At 62.9% G+C, this 18,876-nt stretch carries 17 protein-coding genes, 1 tRNA gene and 1 pseudogene; 11 read left to right on the top strand and 8 right to left on the bottom strand.

The genetic code is table 11. The features are described 5' to 3' along the window. The first annotated feature begins 102 nt into the window (after nucleotides 1–102). From ilvD to AOQ71_RS31230, 3 genes are all read left to right on the top strand, one after another. A complete protein-coding gene (gene ilvD / locus AOQ71_RS31240) occupies nucleotides 103–1,953 on the top strand; it encodes a dihydroxy-acid dehydratase (RefSeq protein WP_057756681.1) in 1,851 nt (616 codons plus the stop codon). A 236-nt stretch (nucleotides 1,954–2,189) separates the two neighbouring features. After that, entirely contained in the window at nucleotides 2,190–2,516 is a 327-nt protein-coding gene (locus AOQ71_RS31235; protein WP_057755178.1) for a hypothetical protein, read from the top strand. A gap of 337 nt (nucleotides 2,517–2,853) precedes the next feature. Next, nucleotides 2,854–2,943: transfer RNA gene (locus tag AOQ71_RS31230), tRNA-Ser, on the top strand. Nucleotides 2,944–3,135: 192 nt separating this feature from the next. Here the strand turns inward: AOQ71_RS31230 and AOQ71_RS31225 are convergent. The 3 genes from AOQ71_RS31225 to AOQ71_RS31215 form a co-directional block, all read right to left on the bottom strand. Continuing rightward, complete coding sequence (locus AOQ71_RS31225; RefSeq protein ID WP_157083705.1) at nucleotides 3,136–3,354, bottom strand: hypothetical protein; 219 nt, start codon at nucleotides 3,352–3,354, stop codon at nucleotides 3,136–3,138. A 114-nt stretch (nucleotides 3,355–3,468) separates the two neighbouring features. After that, nucleotides 3,469–3,681 carry a hypothetical protein gene (locus tag AOQ71_RS44085; RefSeq protein ID WP_083514618.1) on the bottom strand — a complete coding sequence of 71 codons (213 nt, stop codon included), beginning with the start codon at nucleotides 3,679–3,681 and terminating at the stop codon, nucleotides 3,469–3,471. Between the two features lie 1,357 nt (nucleotides 3,682–5,038). Next, a complete protein-coding gene (locus AOQ71_RS31215) occupies nucleotides 5,039–5,551 on the bottom strand; it encodes a GNAT family N-acetyltransferase (RefSeq protein ID WP_057755168.1) in 513 nt (170 codons plus the stop codon). Nucleotides 5,552–5,708: 157 nt separating this feature from the next. Between AOQ71_RS31215 and AOQ71_RS31210 the strand changes: the two genes are divergently transcribed. From AOQ71_RS31210 to AOQ71_RS31200, 3 genes are all read left to right on the top strand, one after another. Continuing rightward, complete coding sequence (locus AOQ71_RS31210; RefSeq protein ID WP_057756679.1) at nucleotides 5,709–6,800, top strand: AI-2E family transporter; 1,092 nt, start codon at nucleotides 5,709–5,711, stop codon at nucleotides 6,798–6,800. A gap of 129 nt (nucleotides 6,801–6,929) precedes the next feature. After that, entirely contained in the window at nucleotides 6,930–7,394 is a 465-nt protein-coding gene (locus AOQ71_RS31205; RefSeq protein ID WP_057755165.1) for a potassium channel family protein, read from the top strand. Between the two features lie 74 nt (nucleotides 7,395–7,468). Next, complete coding sequence (locus AOQ71_RS31200) at nucleotides 7,469–8,185, top strand: MarC family protein (protein WP_057755162.1); 717 nt, start codon at nucleotides 7,469–7,471, stop codon at nucleotides 8,183–8,185. On the opposite strand, the gene AOQ71_RS31195 is transcribed toward AOQ71_RS31200, so the two are convergent. After that, complete coding sequence (locus AOQ71_RS31195) at nucleotides 8,174–8,857, bottom strand: helix-turn-helix domain-containing protein (protein WP_057755158.1); 684 nt, start codon at nucleotides 8,855–8,857, stop codon at nucleotides 8,174–8,176. The genes AOQ71_RS31200 and AOQ71_RS31195 overlap by 12 nt on opposite strands. Before the next feature lie 302 nt (nucleotides 8,858–9,159). Here AOQ71_RS31195 and AOQ71_RS31190 point away from each other — a divergent pair, with 302 nt between their 5' ends. Together AOQ71_RS31190 and AOQ71_RS31185 are read left to right on the top strand one after the other, a co-directional pair. Beyond that, entirely contained in the window at nucleotides 9,160–9,783 is a 624-nt protein-coding gene (locus AOQ71_RS31190; protein ID WP_057755155.1) for a response regulator transcription factor, read from the top strand. Nucleotides 9,784–9,840: 57 nt separating this feature from the next. Beyond that, on the top strand, nucleotides 9,841–10,281 hold the full coding sequence (locus tag AOQ71_RS31185; RefSeq protein ID WP_083514617.1) for a response regulator: 441 nt from the start codon (nucleotides 9,841–9,843) through the stop codon (nucleotides 10,279–10,281). A 13-nt stretch (nucleotides 10,282–10,294) separates the two neighbouring features. On the opposite strand, the gene AOQ71_RS31180 is transcribed toward AOQ71_RS31185, so the two are convergent. The 4 genes and pseudogenes from AOQ71_RS31180 to AOQ71_RS48880 form a co-directional block, all read right to left on the bottom strand. Next, a complete protein-coding gene (locus AOQ71_RS31180; RefSeq protein ID WP_057755149.1) occupies nucleotides 10,295–10,870 on the bottom strand; it encodes an invasion associated locus B family protein in 576 nt (191 codons plus the stop codon). 8 nt (nucleotides 10,871–10,878) lie between these two features. Next, complete coding sequence (locus tag AOQ71_RS31175; protein ID WP_057756677.1) at nucleotides 10,879–11,730, bottom strand: dienelactone hydrolase family protein; 852 nt, start codon at nucleotides 11,728–11,730, stop codon at nucleotides 10,879–10,881. A gap of 44 nt (nucleotides 11,731–11,774) precedes the next feature. Further along, nucleotides 11,775–12,743: pseudogene (locus tag AOQ71_RS48885) on the bottom strand (aspartate-alanine antiporter-like transporter); the annotation flags it as partial. Nucleotide 12,744: 1 nt separating this feature from the next. After that, nucleotides 12,745–13,466, bottom strand: a 722-nt coding sequence (locus AOQ71_RS48880; protein WP_488226153.1) for an aspartate-alanine antiporter-like transporter, incomplete at its 3' end; no start/stop codon positions are given. Between the two features lie 133 nt (nucleotides 13,467–13,599). Here AOQ71_RS48880 and AOQ71_RS31165 point away from each other — a divergent pair. The 3 genes from AOQ71_RS31165 (at nucleotide 13,600) to AOQ71_RS31155 (ending at nucleotide 18,867) form a co-directional block, all read left to right on the top strand. After that, nucleotides 13,600–14,280, top strand: coding sequence for a YoaK family protein (locus AOQ71_RS31165; RefSeq protein WP_057755141.1), 681 nt, complete (start codon nucleotides 13,600–13,602; stop codon nucleotides 14,278–14,280). Continuing rightward, a complete protein-coding gene (locus AOQ71_RS31160; protein WP_057755138.1) occupies nucleotides 14,277–15,980 on the top strand; it encodes a SulP family inorganic anion transporter in 1,704 nt (567 codons plus the stop codon). The genes AOQ71_RS31165 and AOQ71_RS31160 overlap by 4 nt, the downstream gene beginning before the upstream one ends. Nucleotides 15,981–16,113: 133 nt before the next feature. Then, the gene (locus AOQ71_RS31155; RefSeq protein ID WP_057755134.1) at nucleotides 16,114–18,867 is read left to right on the top strand and encodes a decarboxylase; all 2,754 of its coding nucleotides are present in this window, start codon (nucleotides 16,114–16,116) and stop codon (nucleotides 18,865–18,867) included. Nucleotides 18,868–18,876: the final 9 nt, after the last annotated feature.

Genomic DNA, 18,876 nt, shown 5'->3' with positions numbered 1-18,876 from the left:
TCCCGTTGCGCCTGATCACCCCGTGCGCTATCCGGCCGGAAAGGTGCGAGGCGGCTCCATATTTCCCGCCCGCGCCACCCAACCCCGAGGATGGAAACCGCCATGCCAGCCTATCGCTCCCGCACCACCACCCACGGCCGCAACATGGCAGGCGCCCGCGGCCTCTGGCGCGCGACGGGCATGAAGGACGGCGATTTCGGCAAGCCGATCATCGCGGTCGTCAACTCCTTCACCCAGTTCGTGCCCGGCCACGTCCACCTGAAGGACCTCGGCCAGCTGGTTGCCCGCGAGATCGAGCAGGCCGGCGGCGTTGCCAAGGAGTTCAACACCATCGCGGTCGACGACGGCATCGCCATGGGCCATGACGGCATGCTCTATAGCCTGCCGTCGCGCGAGCTGATCGCCGACAGCGTCGAGTATATGGCCAACGCCCATTGCGCCGACGGCCTCGTCTGCATCTCCAATTGCGACAAGATCACGCCCGGCATGCTGATGGCCGCGCTGCGCCTCAACATCCCCGCCGTGTTCGTCTCGGGCGGCCCGATGGAGGCCGGCAAGGTCAAGCTCCAGGGCAAGACCAAGGCGGTCGATCTCATCGACGCCATGGTGGCTGCGGCCGATTCCAAGGTCAGCGACGACGACGTCAAGGTGATCGAGCGCTCGGCCTGCCCGACCTGCGGCTCCTGCTCGGGCATGTTCACCGCCAACTCCATGAACTGCCTGACCGAGGCGCTCGGCCTCGCGCTGCCCGGCAACGGCACGGTTGTCGCCACCCATGCCGACCGCAAGCGCCTCTTTGTCGAGGCCGGACACACCATCGTCGACCTCGTCCGCCGCTATTACGAGCAGGACGATGCCTCCGTGCTCCCGCGCAACATCGCCAACTTCAAGGCGTTCGAGAACGCGATGACGCTCGACATCGCGATGGGCGGCTCGACCAATACCGTGCTGCATCTCCTTGCCGCCGCCCATGAAGGACAGGTCGAATTCACCATGCAGGACATCGACCGCCTGTCGCGCCGCGTGCCCGTGCTCTGCAAGGTCGCACCATCGGTCGCCGACGTCCATGTCGAGGACGTGCATCGCGCCGGCGGCATTTTGGGCATTCTCGGGGAGCTCGACCGTGCCGGTCTGATCGACACGTCAGTGTCGACCGTGCATGCGCCGACCATGAACGAGGCGCTGGAGCGCTGGGACATCAAGCGCTCCAAGAGCGAGGCTGTGCGCACCTTCTATCGCGCCTCGCCCGGCGGCATCCCCACACAGGTCGCCTTCAGCCAGGATCGCCGCTACGACGAGCTCGATGCCGATCGCGAGAAGGGCGTCGTCCGCAACATCGAGCACGCCTTCAGCAAGGACGGCGGCCTCGCGGTGCTCTACGGCAACCTCGCCCAGGACGGCTGCATCGTGAAGACCGCAGGCGTCGATTCTTCGATCCTGAAATTCTCCGGCCCCGCACGTGTGTTCGAGAGCCAGGACGCGGCCGTCGAAGGCATTCTGGGCGGCAAGGTCGTGGCCGGCGAGGTCGTGGTCATCATCTATGAAGGCCCGCGCGGCGGCCCCGGCATGCAGGAAATGCTGTATCCGACCAGCTATCTGAAATCGATGGGCCTCGGCAAAGCCTGCGCGCTCGTCACCGACGGCCGCTTCTCCGGCGGCTCCTCGGGTCTGTCGATCGGCCATCTGTCGCCGGAAGCGGCCGAAGGCGGCAACATCGCTCTGGTGCGCACCGGCGATCGCATCGCCATCGACATCCCGAACCGCAGCATCAATCTCGAGATCTCCGACGAGGAGCTCGCGAGCCGCCGTGCGGCGGAGGAGGCGAAGGGCGATGCCGCCTGGCAGCCCGCGGCGCGCAAGCGCAGCGTCTCGACCGCGCTGCAGGCCTACGCTGCGCTGACCACCAGCGCTGCGCGCGGCGCCGTGCGTGAGGTCAAGCGTCGCACGAAGTAAGCACGTTCTGCATCGGCGTGAGCGTGACTCTCGCGCTCGCGCATGGTCAACAAGTTCTGAACGGTCGGCGAAAGCCGGCCGTTCGCATTAAGGATGCCCCGACGAACTTCGGCAGAGATGCGTTTTGCGGCGTATAGTGCGGCCACCTTCGCACATCCATTTCAGGCAATTGGGGCACCACCATAATGTCTCGTACTCTTGCTGTTGTTTTCGGAACAGTCGTCGCCGCGATTGCGATGACGAGCGCAGCTTCTGCCGGCTGCTATAATTGCTACGCGCCGCCGCAGCCGTGCACGACGTGCTACCAGCAGCAATACGTCGCCCCGCAATACCGCACCGTCGACGAAACCGTGATGGTGTCACCCGGCGCCGTCGTCGCGCATCGCACGCCGGCGCAGTATCGCACCGTGATGGTCCCGCAGACCGTGATGGTGGCGCCGCCCGGTGTTCAGTACGAGCAGATCCCGCCGCAATACGCGACGCGCCAGCGCGTCGAGATGGTCTCGCCGGGTTATTCCTACTACGCGCCGGTGCAGATGGGCTGCGCGTCCTGCGGCTACTGAGCTGAGGCGGGCAACACCAAACTCAGCAACAGACTTCGCGCGGCGTCCTTGGGGGCGCCGCGTTTTCCTTTGCGGCAAGCCAAACGAGGCCCGGACATGGAGACGAATCCGACCGGGCCTCGCGACCAGCGACGCCCTGGGTGGCATCGCCAATGGCGGGGATGGCTGAGGGGAAGCGCTATTGAGTCTCCCCAAGTGTTGCCAGGCTAGAAGATCAGCCTGACGCGCGCCTGACAGCTCGGATTTGGTGGGCCGGCTCGATGCGGACAGCCCTAACTTCGCGTTGCCTTGCGCGGCCGACTACGTTAAGCGACAGCCAGACTTGACAGCCAGTCTTGGAAGGGTGGCCGAGTGGTTTAAGGCACCGGTCTTGAAAACCGGCGTGCCCGCAAGGGTACCGTGGGTTCGAATCCCACCCCTTCCGCCAGTAAGTGCTTGATAGAAAAAGTATTTTTGAAATTTGTTTTCCGTCGCCTTCTGAACAATGAGCGAACTGTACCCAACGACCGTAAGGGGCAAGAAAGCCCTTCGCCAAGGTGTTAGCGTCGTCGCGATTGACGCGTCGGCCTGCTTCGATCGCTTCCGCTTCGAATAGTTTCTCAACAAGACCGCCGGATCATCACCGATGCGCTCGCTCTGCTACTCGATGCACCGGAATGTTGCCATCGAGCAGAGCGGTCGAGTGAATGCCGCGGAAGTCTTGAAAGCGAATGCCGCCGATGAGCTCGGCGCGCCTGGCAAATTCCTTCGAGAAGTTGCGCGGGTTGCGCGGCTTCGAAAGGTCGAGCGGCTCGCCGGGATCGGGCAGGGCAGGAAAAATGAGGGCGTTGGCCGGCAACCTGACCAGACCGAGATCGACGTCGGCGCTGTCGGGGATCCCCGCCAATAGGCGCTGATACTTGGTGCGTTCAGAGACTCCCGCCGGCTCACAGGGTCGGCGGCTTCTTTTGTGCTAGTCGTCTCGACAACGGATGCCGAAATTGTCGCAAGTGAGCGCGAACGTCTCTTTCGCATTCGCGTCTTCAAAGCAAAAGCGTGTACCGGCGTCGCCGCGATCGGTCCACCAGTTAATCTGTTTTCCCTTTGCGATGCGCGAAGCTTCTCCGCGGAGCAGGTCCAATTGTCTTCCAGCAGCATGTACGATCAAGCAATGTTCGTTGGGCATTGGATCTCCGAAAGCGGAATTCGCAGAATACGAAGGCCGCAGCTGGGGGCAGCTGCGGCCCGCGCATTGGTCAAAACTTCCGGGTGAAAAATTTAAGTGAAGTATCAGCCAGCCCCGGTTTACCGAATCTTCCCGGCACCACTAGTTCCCGCCACAACAAATGTGAGTCGCGGGATTTATTTCAGACGAACGGTCCCGAGCATCTCGGGGGCTGGAGACGAGACGCTCCGAGACCGCCCGACGCACCAAACTCAACCCGGCACGCCGGTTCATATCCTTCTGCTCGGGATTCAATCGCTCAGTCCAAAAAGATACAGTGTTCTGAATTTAATCGGCGTTTGGGTGTGGCGTTCTCTGGGGCAATAGATGGTCCTAGGCCCGCCGGTTCGCTGGCGGGCCCCAGCGATCGATCACGCCGCGCATAATTCGGGCGAACATTCTGGCCCAATCGAGTGCCTGTTCGCGGGGCACTTGCCCCGGACGTAGCCGTCGCGACAGTAGGTCGTCGAAGTAGAAACAACGACTTCGGCGCCCATCAGCGAAGCGCACCTTGAAGCTTCCGGTGCGGGCACGGTTTCGTGCTTGATGAGACGGACACTCATCCCGCCATCGAAGCCCGACACCCGCGAGAGTCAAATTATCGATTAGTGGTATCTCGGAACGATTGCGAGCTACTGCGCGTCGTGGGTGTGGAAAGCGTTCTCTTGTTGCTCGGAACGGGGGCCATCACCGGTCTGCTGATCGCGTTCTGGGGCTTGCACAAACAAGTATAAGCTGTCCCGAGAATCGTTTTATCTTCACCTTAGCCAAACCTCACGGGGGAAGCGGGGAATGGTTAGGCCCGGCGCGCGTTCACCGGACAAGAACCGCGCCGGGCCACGAGCGTTTGATTGTCAGAAATACCGCCGGCCTGCCGTCATCGTCGACCGCATCCCCCACCAGCAGAGCATGGCCGATAGCGAGATCCCGTCCAGATCCACAGGGCTGAGCGCAGGCAATGAGCGCGGCCGACAACCCGATCACGAAAAGGCCGAGCGCAAGCGCCGTCCATACGCGTATATTGGCCCGCAGCAGTGCTGCGACGACCGTGCCGAGGATCCCGAGAAGGACGGTTATCGACGTCCTCCTCGGACCCAAGTTTGGCGACACGCGATGGACTGACTGGACTGTCGCCCTGCCAAAACGCGAGGAAATCCGGACTAGTTGGACGTGCCAACACAGGGCGACACTGCGCCGCCCGAACTTGAAAACCGCCGTGCCCACAAGGTGGGTTCGAATCCCACCTTCCGCCATCAGGCTCAATTTCAGCGTCAATAATTCTGTCTAATTGGCTGAATTAACTGGAGTTTGATCCGATCTAGGTCAACTTCAATTCCAGGTGGATGGCATCGGGATCCCAGCCCTTTGCGCGCACGAATCCAAATCTATCGAAGAGGCGGAGCATGGCTGCATTCTCGGGGAGCACCTCTGCCGTCAGTTCGCCCAGCCTGGCGTCGCGCGCCAGCGCGATCAGGTGACGCAGGAGCAGGCCACCGATGCCGCGCCCCTGCCAGGCGTCGATCACCATGAAGGCCATTTCGGCGCGGCCTGGCTCTGCGACGATGTAGCGACCGCCGCCGACGATGCCCGCATCGTCCACGCAAGCGACCAGCGCGACATGGTGCTCGAAATCGATCTGCATGAAGAAGTCGCGCTCCCTGTCCGAAAAATGCTGTTTCGGGACGAAGAACCGACGCCGCCGCGACTGCGCGCTGGTCTGTCCCAGCGCCGCGAGCATCTCGACCTCGTCCTCAGGGTGGAGCGCCCGAATTTCGACGGACGTGCCGTCGCGCAACGTGTCCCGGCGCGTGTAGCTCGCGGCATCGATCATCGGTGTCTCGCTGCGTTCGTGAGGCGGAGACGACGACCGTCGTCCGCATCCGGCGATCAGGCTGGTGACTGCGGCGGAACTGCTTGATCTGGATCAAGCCGGCTGCACGAGCGGAGCCGCTACGCTGAGCAGGCTCCTGAGCACACAGGCACCGCGCTTGAAGACAATTCGACAAGTTCTGACGACCGACGGCGTCATCCAACTCGTGATCCGGCTCGGATTGCTCGGACTGCTGGTGGCGTGGACCTTCCTGATCATCAAGCCGTTCGTGCCGATCCTGACGTGGAGCGCGGTGCTGGCGGTGGCGTTCTATCCGGCCTTCAGCTGGCTCGCCAAAATCCTCGGCGGCAGCCCGCGTATCGCGGCGGCCATTCTCACCGTGATCATGCTCGGTATCGTCATCGGCCCCGCGGCGTGGCTGGGCTTGAGTGCCGTCGACGGGATCAGGGACATCGCAAGCCAGATCAGTGCTGGCGAACTCGCGCTGCGGGCCGCACCTGAGCAGATCAAGAGCTGGCCCTTGATCGGCCAGCAACTCTACGATTTCTGGAATCTGGCCTACACCAATATCCGTGCGGTGCTGCAGGAGGTGACGCCGTATCTGAAGCCGCTTGCTGGCTTCATGCTGTCCTTCGTCGGCAGCGCCGGCATCGGCACGCTTCAGTTCCTGCTGTCGGTGCTGGTCACCGGGCTCCTCTTTCCCTACGGTCCGCAGCTTGCCGGTGCGATCCGCGGTTTCCTGTTCCGGATCGTGCCGGAACAGAGCGAGCATTTTCTGGAGCTTTCCGGCGCCACCATCCGCGCAGTGTCGCAGGGCGTGATCGGCGTCGCGATCATCCAGGCGTTGCTCGCCGGCATCGGCTTCAAGCTCGCCGCCATTCCGAGCGCGGGCTTGCTCGCTATCCTCGTTCTATTGTTGTCGATCGTGCAGATCGGCGCGGTCATCGTTCTTCTCCCCGTGGTCATCTGGATCTGGATGGACAAGGACATGACTGCAGCACTGCCGCTGACGATATTCTTCGTGGTCGTCGGCCTGCTCGACAACATCCTGAAGCCATTGGTGATGGGGCGCGGGCTGACCACGCCGACGCTCGTGATCCTGATCGGGGTGATCGGCGGAACGCTCGCGCATGGGATCATCGGGCTCTTCATCGGGCCGATCATCCTGGCGGTTGCCTGGGAGCTTGCGGCCGCCTGGATCCGCATCGAGCGGGCCGCGCCGGTGCCGGACGTTGTTGCCGACCGTTGACCCAAATCAACGTCGACGATTGCAGCGCCTCTTCGATGGCTGTTCGGCGCCCTTCAGAGGGCGGTCGATGCCGGAGAGGGGCGTCGGCTGTCCGGGACAGCTTGCGCGATTGAGGTCTGGTCGAACCCTATGCTGTTGCAATTGACGGTCGGCGCGCTGATCAGCGCGGTCAACATCGGCATTCACGCACTTGTTACGCTCGTCGCCGTCGCAATTGCCCGCAGCGCAGGCCTTCGCAAGGTCGAGCGGCCAAGATTGCACCTGATGGGCGTGATGGTTGCGACCGCGGCGGTTCTGAATGTCGCGCATGCGCTGGAAGTCCTGATATGGGCATGGACCTATGCCCTCGTCCGGGCCGTGGCCGCGCCCGAGAGCGACCTCGTCTATTTCGCTTTCGTCAACTACACGACGCTTGGCTATGGCGATATCACGCCGGTGCGTGAATGGCGGCTGATCGGGCCGCTGACCGCGATGAACGGCGTGCTGCTGTTCGGCTGGTCGGCCGCAATCCTGTTCGAGGTCTTGCGCAAGACGCTCGACCACGTCGGACTGATCAAGGACGATGTCGTCAGAGGAAAGGAACACGTGCCGTGAACGCGACCGGCAGCGTCCCGTGCGGGCCTGGCTCGTACAAGCACCTTTGGTGGCGCAAGCGGAGCTGAGGCCAGATGCCCAATTTCGTGACATCCCGCTGGGTTGCCGATTTCTTGTTCGGTTTTGGCGCGCTGTTTGCGATCATCAATCCTTACGGACTGGCCTTCATCTTCCTGGACCGGACGAGAGGCCTCTCTGAGGACGAGCGCGCGGATCTTGCGCTGCGCGTTGCCGGATACGCCTTCGCTGTTCTGTTAGCCTCGCTATTTCTCGGCAGCCAGATTCTGAACTTCTTCGGCGTGACCATACCAGCGCTGCGGATTGCCGGGGGCCTCGTGGTCGCCGCAACCGGCTGGTCGATGCTCAACGCCACGTCCGGTGCGGCCGGCCTCCACACGGAGGCGACCGCCGATCTTGCGACCATGAAGCGCATGGCGTTCTTTCCGCTGACGATCCCGCTCACAACAGGACCAGGAACGATAGCAACCGCCATCGCCATCGGAATAAGCCGGACCGACAGCCTGGATGCAATGTTTGGATCGTCGATCGTTTCGCTGGCGGTTGCCCTCGCCGTAACCGCGGCAATATACCACGCCTACCGCAAGTCGAGCGCGATGGCGCGCCTGTTCGGAGAGGAGGGCACCAGCGTGGTTACCAAGCTGTCGGCGTTCCTCCTGCTCTGCATCGGTGTGCAGATCATCATCACGGGGACAACGGACGTGGCGCGGACGATCCTGGATGGTGCTTCGCACACCGTCCATGAGCGACTTCCCGTCAGGTCAAGCCGGTAGATCGAGGCTTGCAAGCTGGTGCCGGTCCAGCAGCACGATCTGACGCTGTGTGTTGCCGATAAAGCCGATGATGCCGAGCTCGTGCAAACGCGACAAGGCGCGTGAGACGGTCTCCAGCGTCAAGCCGAGATAGTCGGCGATATCGCGCCTCGACATGGGCAGCGCCATGACACTTGCCGCGGTCAGCCGCCTGTCCATCTCGAGCAGGAACGCCGCAACGCGCTCCAGCGAGGTCTTGCGCCCGAGCAGCAGCATATGATCTTCCGCATGCTGCAGGTTGTTCGTGGTCATGCTGAGCAGGTTCCTGGCGACCATCGCGTCATTTTCGGCGACCAGTTCGAGGCTCTGCCGCTTGACGAGACGTACTGTGGTATCGACGATCGCCTCGGCCGTGAATCTGTGCTCGCTGCCATTCTCCAGCCCAAAGATATCGCCGGTGAGATGAAAGGCGCCGATCTGCCTGCGACCGTCCGACAGCAGCTTGTAGCTCCGCACAGCCCCGGACTTGACCTGATAGACATATTCGGCGGGTTCTTTCTCGCCGTAGACTTCAGCGCCTTTCTTGTAGGAAAATTCGCTCAGGCTGACCAGCGCAGTTGAAGAGCTGGTCATGCCGAGGTCGCGGAGTGAATTGGGGCGCGGGGCGGAATCAGTGGTGATGCGAACGAACATAGGCCAACTCCTCAGCTCTACGCCGAATTGGTCCGTCGGGCAGAAAATCTCGTCGCAGGAGATGCGGCCGCGCTATCCCATTCCCGCTGAAGTTGATTTACGACTAACGCGGTATTCCCAACCATTGTCCCAAGGTACATGGTACCCCTGGACCGAATGGACTTACTTGCGCGGATTGAGAAGTCCTTTGCCGCCTCCGGAAGGGATCTCGTGAGGAAGCACATATTTTGATTTTCGTTCAATTTGCCGAATATCGCTTCGGTCATTCATTCGTCATCGTTGAACTCCGCGATAGGTGAAGAGTGCCCGGCCTGGTCCACGTAGTTGATGACGACGCATCGTTCCGGACGGCGATAGAACGCCGGCTGAAGCTCGCCGGCTATGATGTCGCGACCTATGCATCGGCGCAGGACCTGCTGGACGCCGCGCCAGGTGACGATCAGCCCGGATGCATTCTGCTCGACGTGCGGATACCGGGACTGAGCGGCCCCGAATTACAGAGCCGGCTGGTAGCATCGGGCTCGACGCTGCCCATCATCTTCCTGACCGGACATGCCGATACGGCAACCACGGTGCGGACGATCAAGGCCGGAGCGGAAGACTTCCTGACCAAGCCGGTCTCGTCAGAGTTGCTGCTTGACGCGATCGAACGCGCGCTGGTGCGGCAGGACGCGGTGCGAAGTCAACGTGGCAAGCTGGAGGTATTTCGCGCGCACCTCGCCAGGCTGACCCAGCGTGAACAACAGGTGTTTGATCTCATCGTCCGCGGCAAGATCAACAAGCAGATCGCTTATGAACTGGGGACGACCGAGCGGACCGTGAAGGCCCACCGCCACCAGGTGATGGAGAAGATGCAAGTTCATTCGCTTGCAGAGCTTGTTTCGATCGCGGAACGGCTTGCATTGCTCGATACGAAGGGCGATTAGCTCTCTGATCGCGCCGGGATCGTGGTTTGCGGCAACGGGACTGCCCCAAGGGACAATATGAAAGTTCGTGGGGCGGTGCTGCCATGCGAGCGTCGCGCTACAATAGTGCCGGCCCGAGAGGTCGCTCCCTTGCCGTCCCGCGCAACAGTTTTCGTCGTCGATGACGATCCTTCGATGCGGACCAGCCTTAGCAGGCTGCTTCGTGCGCACGGGTTCGTTGCGACGCTGTTCGACTCAGCGAACGCCTTGCTCGATCAGGGCAGGTTCGAGGAGGCGATCTGCATCGTGCTCGACATCAATCTTGACGGAAAGTCCGGCATTGAGCTGCGGCTCCGACTGGCAGGGCAGGGGGTTGTCGCGCCGGTCATCTATATCACCGGCAATGACAGCGCGGCAAATCATGCCGCTGCGATCGCATCAGGCTGCGTTGCATACCTGACAAAGCCGTTCTCGGCGGAATCGCTGATCGCCTCGGTGATGCGTGCATCGGCCGCCTGATCTGCCAGACCCTTCATTCGTCGACATATTGCTCCAGCGTTTTCGCCGGTGGGCCCTTGTGAATCGAGGCGAAATTCGCGAGCGGCACCGACGTCGTCATTGCCAGCAGGTTTGAATCGACGACCTCGAGCACCAAGGCCTGTCCCACATCCATCTCTTTGATGATCCTCGGCGGTGCAACGTCGGCCGCGATACATGCGTTGGTCAGACACCAGCTATAGGGCACGCGGACGGCCTTGCCACGATCGACGCTTAGAGTCGCCGGCTGCTGAAGATACATGCCGACGGGAACGAAGATTTGTAGTCGGGCCGCCGAGCTGTCTTCGCGCTCGATCAGGTCGATACGCACGGCCATCTGGCCGGTCGGGAACTTTCCAGTGATCGACGTCCGGCACAGGGTCGGCGCACCGCCGGGCTTGAAGCAGAGCTTCTGCCAGTCGCCATAGGTAATATCCTTGGCCTCCCGCTGGCCGCGGGCGGCGAATTCGGCGGCCGTGTCGCTGTCTGCCTTCTTCGGCGCCGAGTTGGCTGAAGACATCACCGCGCCAGCGACCAGGGCCAGAACGGCAGTCAAGGGAACGTTGGGCATGGCTGTCTCTATTTCTGCGCGTCGAGGAACTTGGCCACCAGTGGCGTCCAGAGCGGAATCGCGTCCGGCGAGCCGATGAAGAAGTGGCCCTCGTGGCCGAATGGCGGCATCAAATGGTACTCGGCCTTGCCGCCGGCGGCCGTGAACGCATCGCGCATCCGCTTTGACAATTCGGGGCCGAAGAACGTGTCGTTCTCGATGTAGATCCAAAGCATCGGCACGCGCGAGGTGCTGCCGAAATCGGCGGTCGCTTCCACCAGCTTGTCAGGCGCACAGTTGTTGTTGGGCTTGCCACCGACACGGCCGCCGCGGCCGGCGGCGAAGGTGATGATCGCCTTCACCGGCGGCGGGTTCAGGCTCGACAGGGCGATCGCCGCCCAGCCGCCGGCGGATTGCCCGACCACGACGACGTCTTTCGGAATGACGCGTTTCTCGGCCGCCATGTAGTCGATGATCCAGAGGTCGACTTGCGCGACTGCGAGCCCGGCATCGTGGAAGTTTGGGTTGATGCAGTTGCCGATCTTGGAGAAGAACGGGCCGTACAGCGCCCGTTCGGGAACATCGATCGCGGCGGCGCCATAGCCGCTTCCGACCGGCGCCACCACCAGATTGCCGCGCTTGGCGAACCATTTGGCGGCGTCGCGGAATTCGACCAGCGGAAAGAAGCTACGATCGGTCTCATTCAGCGAGACGCCATGGTTCATGATCACCAGCGGGAAGGGACCGTCACCAACCGGTCGGACCAAGTAAGCGAACATTGGCAGCGGCAGCGGCAGAGCCCAGATCTCCTCCTGGATCCGTACGTCGTCCTCGGCATGCGCGCGCACCGCAAGGACGAGAAGGACAAGGACGGCAGTCATGAACCGGCGGAGGATTGCAGCCAGGGGACCCATCATGCCCTCCGTCATCCCGAATACGTGGCGGCGACGACGATCGGACCGAGCACCGTCAGCACGACGTTGCCGACCGCATATGGCACTGCAACGCCAAGCACCGGCGTCTTGCTCTCGGCAACATCGCAGGCACCGGTCACGGCGGCATCCACCGTCATGGCGCCGGCCAGCGCGCCGCACGTCACGACCGGGTTCATCCGCAGCACGTAGTAGGCGACCAGCGTTCCAACCGTCATCGGGACGAGGGTGACGACCACGCCCATGCCGACGAGGAGCAGGCCATGGGCCTGGATCGCCGACCAGGCAGCGAGGCCGTTGCCGAGGCCAATCGCCGCAATGAAACCGCCAAGGCCGATATCACTCAAGGTCTGCTGGGCGGCTGGCGGCATCGCGCCCATGGTCGGCCTGCGCGAACGCAGCCAGCCGCAGACCAGGCCCGCAATCAACGCGCCACCTCCGCCGCCGAGCGTCAGCGCCACGCTGCCAACCTTGAGGCTGGCGAGGCCGGCCAGAAGACCGACGGCAATGCCGGCGGCAAGAAAAGCAATATCTGTGCGATCGCTCGTGTTGAGGGCAGAACCAACCTGCGCCGTCGCCCGCGCAATATTGCCGGTGCTGCCGACCAGCGTCATGACGTCGCCGACATAGACGCGCGTATCGGGCCCGAGTGGCACTTCGCGGCCCATCCGGGTCATTGCGCGCAGGAAGACGCCGCGGGCTGCGTCCCCGACGATGTCGACCACCTCGCGGAGCGACCGGCCGTGCAGCTTGCGGTTTTCTATGAGCACGTCGACGACGTTGCCAGGCAGGTTGCGCAGCAATTCGTCGGCGTCGATTTCAGCGCCGATGACCGGCTTGGCCGCGACGATCGCCGCGGTCGGGCCGGTCAGGACGATGTCGTCACCGTTTTCGAGCACGACATCGCGATGCGGTCCGACGTCGGCGCCATGCCGGACGATCCGCTCGACGACGGTACGTCCNCCGCCGATCTCGGCTTCAATGGCTTCGACGGTGCGGCCGGCGGCGGCCGAGACGCGATAGGCCCGTGCCTGGAATTTGCGGTAGGAGAGATTATCCGTCTTCGCGGGGACGCCACCGGCAAGCTCGGTCTCGAGTTTCTTGGCCTCCGCCTTGAGGTCAACCCGCATCAGCCGCGGCGCGACGAATGGGACGAACAGCAGCGTCAGGATGTAGCCGAGCACATAAGTAACAGCATAGCCGGCCGCGATATTGGCTTCCTGTTGCTTCAAGATGTCGGGTGCGAGGCCGAGCTGCGCCAGCGCGCCCGACGCGGTGCCGATCACCGAGGACTGGGTCAGCGCGCCGGCGGTGAGGCCCGCGGCGGTGCCGGTATCGAGCTTGAGCAGGTGTGCAAAGATGAGCACGAGCACGAGGCCCGTTGCGCCGATCACCAGCGACAGCACGACCTGCGCCAGTGTCCGGACGCTCAAGGAGGCAAAGAACTCCGGCCCCGACCGGTAGCCGATCGTGAAGACGAACAGGCTGAACAGGATCGCCCGCAGGATCGGTGGAAAGGAGAAGGAGCCGAGCTGTCCGATCAAGACAGCGACAACAAGGATACAGGCGGTGGTGCCGATCGAGAATCCGCTGATCTTGATCCGCCCCAGGATGGTGCCGATGGCAATCGCCAGCAGCAGGAAGATTTCCGGTGCGGTGACGATGATCGACCTGACGGTTTCCATGGTCGACGTTCCCCGGCGCTTTTGCCGCGATTTGATTTGCTGCGGGAGGAGATTGCTTGATCCAGATCAAGCCCGGGCGAGGACGCGGCGGGGTCTATGAAACGATGAAGGATTTACGCGCCGTATTGTCGACATGAGCACCTTGAACATTGCCGCCGGCGCGGTCCGCCGCGACGAAACGGTCGAGATTGTCCTGCTGCTGGCCTTCGCCGGCGGCTTCATCGATGCTTACACATGGATCATCCACGGCGTGTTGGCGAACGCCCAGACCGCCAACGTGATCTTTCTCTGGGTCAACGCCATGGCCGGCGATTGGACCAAGGCACTGCATTTCGTGCCGCCCATCCTGGCCTTCACCGCAGGCATCGTCATGGCCGCCTGGCTGCGCCGCGTGGCCGGCGAGCGGGCCAGTGCGCTCAGCGTCCTGGTCGAGATAGTCTTCTTGATCGTGATCGGAATCTTGCACAACAGGTTGCCGGATGTTGCCGGAACGCTCGGCATTTCCATGGTCGCGGCCATGCAATCGGCCATATTCATCAAGGTCGAAGGCGCAGCCTGCAGCACGGTCATGATCACCGGCAACATGCGTCAGACCATTGAGAACATCTTCGCGGTCGCCTACGGAGGTGCCCCGCTGGGGACGCTGCGCAAGTCGGCCATCTTCTTCGCGCTATGCGCAGTGTTCGGCTGCGGCGCAGCCGCCGGGGCTTTCGCCACCGAGACCATTCCCAGCCTCGCGCTCGGCATTCCCGTGATCGCACTCCTGATTGTCCTGTTGCGCTGCGAAGCCACACCACGCGAGGTGGTCACATGAATGCGCCATCCGAATCGAAATGGACGCGGTTCTTTCCACCGGCCGGCTGGCTTGCCGCCTATCGTCGCGAATGGCTTCCCTCCGATGCCGTCGCCGGCGTCACACTCGCCGCTTACGCCATTCCGGTCTCGTTGGCCTACGCCGCACTTGCCGGCCTGCAGCCGCAGATCGGTGTCTATGGCTATATGCTCGGCGGCATTGGTTATGCGTTGCTGGGGACTTCGCGGCAGTTGGCGGTTGGCCCGACCTCGGCGATCTCGCTGATGATTGCCGCGACCGTCGGCACGCTCGCCGGTGGCGATGCCGTGAAGTATGCGCAGATCGCAAGTCTCGCGGCTTTCGGCGTTGCAATGCTCTGCTTCATCGCCTGGCTGTTCAAGCTCAGCGTGCTGGTCCGGCTCGTTAGTGACAGCATCCTTGTCGGATTCAAGGCGGGGGCGGGGCTCACCATCATCATGAGTCAGTTGCCGAGCCTTTTCGGCGTCGCCGGCGGCGGACACAATTTCTTTGACCGTGCCTTCAAGCTGGTCGGTCAACTCGGTCATCTCGATCTCCTGGTGCTCGCGATCGGTGCTGTCGCCCTCCTGCTGCTTCTGCTCGGCGAGCGGCTATGGCCTGGCAAGCCGGTCGGTATCACCGTGGTGGCGCTTGCGATCGTGGTGGCGACGTTATCAGGCTTGCCGGGCCTCGGTGTGCCCGTTACCGGGAAGATCCCGGAAGGGCTCCCGGCGCTGGGCATGCCGACGTTCGGCCTGCTTGAGTTCGACGAATTGTTTCCGCTCGCCGCCGGCTGCGTGCTCTTGGCTTACATCGAGGGCGTTTCGGCGGCGCGGAGCTTTGCGGTCAAGCACGGCTATCCGCTCGACGTCCGTCAGGAATTCTTGGGGCTGGGCGCCGCGAACCTCGCGGCCGCCTTCGGCCATGGCTATCCTGTCGCCGGCGGCTTGTCGCAATCGGCGGTCAATGACAGCGCCGGTGCGCGAACACCTCTGGCGCTCCTCATCTGCTCGGTCACGCTTGGGCTCTGTCTTCTGTTCTTCACGGGGCTGCTGACCAACCTGCCCAAGGCGGTGCTCGCGGCCATCGTCTTTGCCGCGGTGTACAAGCTGGTCGATATCCGTGCGCTGGTGCGGATGTGGCAGGTGAGCCGGATCGACTTCTATGCTGCGTCGATCGCCCTGATCGCTGTGCTGTTCCTCGGCATCCTCCAGGGTGTCCTGCTGGCCTCGATCGCGTCGATCTTCCTGCTGCTGGCGCGCGCCTCGCGGCCGAACGTCGCATTTCTCGGCCGCTTGCCGGGCAGTGGCCGCTATTCGGACAGTGCGCGGCATGCGGATGTCGAGCCGCTCGCTGGAATCATCGCGTTTCGCCCCGAGGCGTCGCTGCTCTACATCAACGCGGAAACCATCCTGGATGCAGTCCTGACCGCGCTGCGAAGTTCGCCGGGCATCCATCTGGTTGCCTGCGACCTTTCGGCGTCGCCCACGATCGATCTGGCGGGCGCGCGCATGCTGCACGATCTCTACGACGAGCTTGCCGCACGCCGGGTGGGCCTCTGCATCGTCGGCGCGCATGCGCAGCTTCGTGACCTCCTGCGCGCCGAGGGCCTCAGTGAGAAGACCGACAGCAGTCAGTGGCTGCGCTCGCTCGACAGCGTGCTCGGCGAAAGCACAGGCGGTCCGGCTCAGCGAACGGCTTGACGAGCTTGTTGCAATGCGAACGGCATAGCGCCTGCCGAGAATGCGCGCGACCGTTGACTTGGATCAATGGAGCGACAGGCGCGCAAAGCACGATCCCGCATCACCTTTTGCCTGTCAGGATCGGGAGAGACATATGTCCAAGGACACCAAGGCGGCGCAGAAGCGCATCGACCAGTTCTTCTCCGGTCCCGGCGCGCGGGCGGACGATTGGCGTGATCTGGTCGAGGCTGCCAAAGTCTGGGCGCGCGGCGGCGATCGCGCTGCCTATGACGAGGCGCTGGCCAGTCTGTCGGTGACGGAAGAATTCCACGGCTATCCCGGCCTGCAATTGATGGCGGCCCTGCGCGAAGCAGCATCGTCAGGCGATGCGGCCGCGTCGCGGTCGCTTGCAACCCGGATCACTCAGGCGTTGGCCACGCGATCGTTCCGCCAGCATGCCGGTGATTGGAATGCGAAGGATGACGGCAATGGCGATGCGCCCGAACTGATCTCGCCCACCTTCGCCGGGCATAAGGCGCGCCGACCCTATTTCGAGACTTTGATCGTCACCGGCATATCGTCCAGCCAATGGCCGGCTCTCGCGGCCGAATGGCGCAAGCTGCGCCGTCCGGAGGATGGCTTCATCTACGAACCCGTCATCGTCGGAAGTCTGGAAGACGCGTTCTGCGCGACCATGCTCAACCCGAATCTGGGGGCTGTCGTCATCAACGAGGGCTTTGGCCTTCGTTCGCGGCACGACGCGCCGGTCCTCCGTTCGCTAACGGCCATGGCCGGCCTCGAGGATGAATCCGATGCGTCCGCCTTGCGCCTCGCCCAGATCATCAACCGCGTCAGGCCAGAGCTCGACATCTACATGATCTCGAATCGGGACGTCGAAGAGCTTGCCGGCAATCCTGAAACCAATGTCGTTCGCCGGATTTTCTACTCGGTGGAAGAGCTGTTGGAGCTGCATCTGTCGATTCTCGAAGGCATCCAGGATCGCTACGACACGCCGTTCTTCGACAATCTCAAGAAATACGCGCAGCGCCCCATAGGCACCTTCCACGCGCTGCCGATCGCCCGCGGCAAGTCGATCTTCAAATCCGACTGGATCCGCGACATGGGCGAGTTCTACGGTCCGAACCTGTTCCTGGCCGAGAGCAGCGCAACCACTGGCGGTCTCGACAGCATGCTGGAGCCGACTGGCAACATCAAGAAGGCCCAGGAAAAGGCGGCGAGGGCGCTTGGCGCCGACCGCGTATTCTTCGTCACCAACGGCACCTCGACCTCGAACAAAATGGCGGTGCAGGCGCTGCTCGCGCCGGGCGACATCGCGATCGTCGATCGCAACTGCCACAAGTCGCACCATTACGGCATGGTGCTCGCCGGTGCGCAGCCGCTCTATGTCGAAGCCTTCCCGATGACGGAATATTCGATGTATGGCGCGGTGCCGCTGAAGACGATCAAGCAGGCGCTGCTCAACGCCAGGGCCGAGGGCCGGCTCGATCGCGTCAAGATGCTGGACCTGACCAACTGCACCTTCGACGGCCACATCTACAACACCCGCCGGGTGATGGAGGAATGTCTCGCCATCAAGCCGGATCTGATCTTCCTGTGGGACGAGGCCTGGTTCGGCTTCGCGCGTTTCTCGCCGTTCCTGCGCCGCCGCACCGGCCTCGGCGCCGCCAACGAGATCGAGGCGTGGATGCGCGATCCGAAGTCGGTCGATGCCTATGAGAAGCAAAAGGCGCAGCTCGGCAAGAACCCGACCGATGAGGTGCTGCTCAGCACAAGGCTCGTTCCCGATCCGCGCCAGATTCGCCTGCGGGTCTACCAGACCAACTCGACCCACAAGTCGATGTCGGCGATCCGACAGGGTTCGATGCTGTCGGTCAAGGACGTCGAATTCCACACGGTCGAGCAGCAGTTCAAGGAGGCCGTGTTCACGCATGCCTCCACCAGCCCGAACCAGCAGCTCATCGCCAGCCTCGACATCTCGCGGCGGCAGATGGAGCTGGAGGGCTATGGGCTCGTCGCCAATGCGATCGAGATCGCGCTGGCGATCCGCCAGGCGGTCAACAACAATCCGCTGCTCTCAAAATACTTCCGCATCCTCGGCGCCGACGCCATGGTGCCGGCGCAATACCGCCAGAGCGGCTTCACGGATTTTCTCGCTCCCGGCGTGAACTGGGCGAATACGCTCAAGAGCCTGGATGAGGACGAGTTCTGCCTCGACCCGACCCGCATGACGCTGGTGTGCGGCATGGCCGGCTATGACGGTACCCAGTTCAAGGGCATTCTGGCCAACGAGTACAACATCCAGGTCAACAAGACCTCGCGCAACTCGGTCCTGGTCCAGTCCAACATCAACAACACCCGCAGCGACGTTGCGCATCTCATTCGGGTTCTCGCCGAGATCGCAAGCGAGGTCGACCGCGGGCTGGTGCAGGGCGGCGAAAACGCACGCAAGACCTTCGAGGCGCGCGTCAAGAGCCTGATGAAGGACGTGCCTGACTTGCCGAACTTCTCCCACTTTCATCCGAGCTTCCGCGGCGATTCCGGCACCAAGACCAACGAGGGCGACATTCGCAGCGGCTTCTATGCCGCCTACGACGTCGCGGGCTGCGAGCATATCCGCCTCAACGATCCCGAAATCGACCGTCGGCTGAAGGCCGGCCCCGAGCTGGTCTCGGCGAACTTCGTGATCCCGTATCCCCCGGGCTTCCCGATCATGGTGCCCGGCCAGGTCATCACCCAGGAGACCATCGACTTCATGCGCAAGCTCGATGTGAAGGAAATCCATGGTTACGACGCCAAGGAAGGGCTCAAGCTCGTGCGCACCGAAGCCTTGGCGAAGATCGGCCGGCCCAAGCCCGGCGCGCAGCCGAAGCTCAAGGCGGCTTCATAAGTATCGGAG

The organism is Bradyrhizobium manausense (assembly GCF_001440035.1).
GTDB classification, from domain to species: Bacteria; Pseudomonadota; Alphaproteobacteria; order Rhizobiales; family Xanthobacteraceae; genus Bradyrhizobium; species Bradyrhizobium manausense.
The sequence above is the reverse complement of the archived record's forward strand: the minus strand, read 5'-3'. Positions and strand labels throughout refer to the sequence as shown.

What these genes read in the sequence shown, in the direction of transcription:
- ilvD (WP_057756681.1), top strand. Translation starts at nt 103, where the DNA reads ATGCCAGCCTATCGCTCCCGCACCACCACCCACGGCCGCAACATGGCA.
- AOQ71_RS31235 (WP_057755178.1), top strand. Translation starts at nt 2,190, where the DNA reads ATGACGAGCGCAGCTTCTGCCGGCTGCTATAATTGCTACGCGCCGCCG.
- AOQ71_RS44085 (WP_083514618.1), bottom strand. Translation starts at nt 3,681, where the DNA reads ATGCCCAACGAACATTGCTTGATCGTACATGCTGCTGGAAGACAATTG.
- AOQ71_RS31215 (WP_057755168.1), bottom strand. Translation starts at nt 5,551, where the DNA reads ATGATCGATGCCGCGAGCTACACGCGCCGGGACACGTTGCGCGACGGC.
- AOQ71_RS31205 (WP_057755165.1), top strand. Translation starts at nt 6,930, where the DNA reads ATGCTGTTGCAATTGACGGTCGGCGCGCTGATCAGCGCGGTCAACATC.
- AOQ71_RS31200 (WP_057755162.1), top strand. Translation starts at nt 7,469, where the DNA reads ATGCCCAATTTCGTGACATCCCGCTGGGTTGCCGATTTCTTGTTCGGT.
- AOQ71_RS31195 (WP_057755158.1), bottom strand. Translation starts at nt 8,857, where the DNA reads ATGTTCGTTCGCATCACCACTGATTCCGCCCCGCGCCCCAATTCACTC.
- AOQ71_RS31185 (WP_083514617.1), top strand. Translation starts at nt 9,841, where the DNA reads ATGAAAGTTCGTGGGGCGGTGCTGCCATGCGAGCGTCGCGCTACAATA.
- AOQ71_RS31180 (WP_057755149.1), bottom strand. Translation starts at nt 10,870, where the DNA reads ATGCCCAACGTTCCCTTGACTGCCGTTCTGGCCCTGGTCGCTGGCGCG.
- AOQ71_RS31175 (WP_057756677.1), bottom strand. Translation starts at nt 11,730, where the DNA reads ATGACTGCCGTCCTTGTCCTTCTCGTCCTTGCGGTGCGCGCGCATGCC.
- AOQ71_RS31165 (WP_057755141.1), top strand. Translation starts at nt 13,600, where the DNA reads ATGAGCACCTTGAACATTGCCGCCGGCGCGGTCCGCCGCGACGAAACG.
- AOQ71_RS31160 (WP_057755138.1), top strand. Translation starts at nt 14,277, where the DNA reads ATGAATGCGCCATCCGAATCGAAATGGACGCGGTTCTTTCCACCGGCC.
- AOQ71_RS31155 (WP_057755134.1), top strand. Translation starts at nt 16,114, where the DNA reads ATGTCCAAGGACACCAAGGCGGCGCAGAAGCGCATCGACCAGTTCTTC.